At 33.5% G+C, this 3,295-nt stretch carries 1 protein-coding gene; it reads left to right on the top strand.

All coding sequences use genetic code 11. The annotated features are described in order from the left end of the window. Nucleotides 1-127: 127 nt before the first annotated feature. On the top strand, nucleotides 128-955 hold the full coding sequence (locus Q4566_RS16950) for a hypothetical protein (protein WP_303423756.1): 828 nt from the start codon (nucleotides 128-130) through the stop codon (nucleotides 953-955). Nucleotides 956-3,295 lie beyond the last annotated feature (2,340 nt).

Below are 3,295 nucleotides of genomic sequence, written 5' to 3'. Positions count from 1 at the left end.
ACTTTAGTACTTATAATAATGTGTAGTACTTCTATTCAACTTCGGATTTCCATTCGGAAATCCTAACTTCTTAGTCGCAACGCACCTTACACGAAACCGTTGGCAACTATTTGAAAAATGAAAAATTATGACTGAATTTTTACAAGATATCGCACCTACTACAATCTCACTTATTATAACAGGCTTGGTTAGTCTTGCTATTGGAATATATCTTGAAAAATTTAAAAATAGACTTACTTTCATTAAATACAATATTCTATTTCAACCATTGGCAACCTCGAATCAAAATGAATATTGGGGAAATATTGAAGTCTTTTACAATGGACTAAAAACTAATCATTTGAATTTTATGACCATCATTCTAGAAAATGATAGTAATAAAGACTACCAAGATATTTTCATTGATATTTGGGTTGATAAAAATTCATTTATTAAAGGTCAAAATGGATTTTATGTAGACTCAGGCAAAACAATTCCATTGGAAAAAAACCACTATAATGGACTAGTGGAAGTACTCAAGCAGAATACTGAAAACATTGAAAAACAGAAAGAAGACCCGAATCATATTACACCAGTAAAACTTCAAAACGACATTGAATATTATCAAACAAATTCTAAGTTTTACCTGCCTGTGTTTAATCGAAAATCTGAAATTAAATTTAACATCCTAGCAGAAAACGATAATGGGCAACAACCAAATATTGGAATTGACGTAAAACATAAAGGACTGAAATTAATCAAAGAAAATGACAAATATGATGAAGACAAAAAACTCGGCATAGGAATGATTACTTACGGACTGATTGTTTTTGTTCTAACCACCTTTATGCTATCATATTATTTTCCTGAATCCTTAAAACCAATAGTGATATTGGGAATAGTTGGTTTTTTAAACTTGATATTCGGATTATTTATTTATCGGTTTTTTCAATTTATAAAGAACTATTTGAAATAAAAACAGTTGCCAACAACGTATATAATTTATTGCTAGCTTTTCGGCTACTTACGAAAGTCCTCGCGGACTTTCTTTGTCCGTAATTATTTACTAAATTAGTTGCTTGAAACACGCAACAAACCATATACAACAACGTTAGCACACATCCCTACTCTGCTCTAAAAAAGCTAGATTCCTGAATATCTCACCCTAAAAAACTTTAATTTTATCAAAAAAATTAAAGAAGCCATTCTCCTGTAATCGAAGCGAAAACAGACGTTAAAAACAGAACGCTATCGGACTCTTCTCACTCATGCGATTTCGGACACTAGCAATGCGCAATTATGACACTAATCGGACTTATAAAACGCTAAAAATATACTTAACAGAGCTCAAAAAAGCTGATTCAGCTTACTCAAACGGTGTCGGACACCAATATTGCGCAACTCTTACGGCTGACTAAAAATCTGAACGGCAAAACTAAACCTAAAAATCAGTTCGCTAAACAGTTATCTCTAAGTGTTTTAAAGGTAAAAACTAAACAAAAATACACGTGCGCTAACAAAATGTATAAAAAATTGCTATTTTTAGCTAGTCCGAAAGGCTTGTTTTTTTTTGCTAAGCGGATTTTCCTGCGGAAAATCCTCGCGGGCATAAACGCAACTTTCAATACATCAACCGTTAGCACACATCCCTACTCTGCTCTGAAAAAAGCTAGATTCCTGAAATTCTGACTCTAAAAACTTTAATTTTATCAAAAAAATTAAAGAAGCCACTATACTGGAATCGAAGCGAAAACAAACTTTAAAAATATAACCCAATCGGAATCTGTTTACTCAGACGGCTTCGGACACTAGCAATACGCAATCATTGCGCTAATCGGACTTATAAAACGCTAAAAATATGTTTAACAGAGCTCAAAAAAGCTGATTCTGCTTACTCAAACGGCTTCGGACACCAATATTGCGCAAATTTTACGGCGGACTGAAAATCTGAACGGCAAATCTAAACGTAAAAACCAGCTCGCTAAACAATTATTTCTAAGCATTTTAAAGGTAAAAACTAAACAAAAATACACGTGTGCTAACAAAATGTATAAAAAATTGCTATTTTTAGCTATTCCGAAAGGCTTGTTTTTTTTTGCTAAGCGGATTTTCCTTCGGAAAATCCTCGCGGGCTTAAACGCAACTTTCAATACATCAACCGTTAGCCCACATTTTTACTCGGCTCATCAAAATTTAGTCCCTTAAATCCTTTCTCCAAACTCCTACTCTATTCTTATCATAGATTCCTTAATTTATTTCTCTAAAAATTTAATTTTAACAAAAAAATTAAATAACTATTAGCTCCTGGAATCGAAGCGAAAACAGAAATTTAAAATATAGCGCAACGGATTATACTCACTCAGCCGATTTCTGACCCTAACAATACGAAACTGTTGCGACGGACTGATTAGCTGGACGGCATGTTAGTTTGTTAAAAATTAGTATTTAAAACTCTGATTACTCAAACGGTTTTGGATAATGGCAAAACGAAACTGTTGCGACGGATTAAAATCAAAACGGCAATAAATGCAAAGTAAAATCAGGTAAAAATGTGATTAATACTGCGAATCTAAACCTGAATAAACTAAACGTGGGCTAACACAATGTAAAATTCATTGCTTACTTTAGCGTTAAGTTAATGTGCTGTACTTCTATCCAACTTCGGATTTCCAAACGGAAATCCTACTTTCTTAGTCGCAACGCACCTTACATGAAACCGTTGTGTATAACGGCTCACTCCTATCCAAAAAGCTCAATCCCTTAAGATCTTGCTCCAAAAAACTCTGATTTCCTCAAAAAATATAAAAACTAATTTTCCTGGAATCTAAGCGAAAACAAACTTTAAAAGTATAACGCAATCGGATTCTGTTCACTCATGCGATTTCGGACAATAGCAATCCGCAATTATGACGTAATTCGGACTTTTAGAACGCTAAAAATATGCTTAACAAAGCTCAAAAAACTGATTCTGATCACTCAGACGACTTCGGACATCAATATTGCACAACTCTTACGGCGGACTGAAAATCTGGACGGCAAATTAGTTCGTGACAAAATTGAGGTTTAAAAGACAAAATATTCCAATAATTGCGTAAAAAGAAAAACGTAAGTTTTACGGCAAATCTCTCGTGAAAAATTATTTAAAAACCCTTAATTTTAGAGGTTTAAAGCATAAAAACGGACAAAAAAAGCGCTATACACAACACAGTGTAAAATGCATTGCTTACTTTAGCGTTAAGTTAATGTGCAGTACTTCTATTCAACTTCGGATTTCCATTCGGAAATCCTAACTTCTTAGTCGCAACGCACCTTACAC

Origin of the sequence: Tamlana sp. 2_MG-2023, from assembly GCF_030548465.1 — a bacterium.
Lineage (GTDB): Bacteria > Bacteroidota > Bacteroidia > Flavobacteriales > Flavobacteriaceae > Pseudotamlana.
Note: the sequence above shows the minus strand (reverse complement) of the source record. Positions and strands in the feature narration are given on the sequence as shown.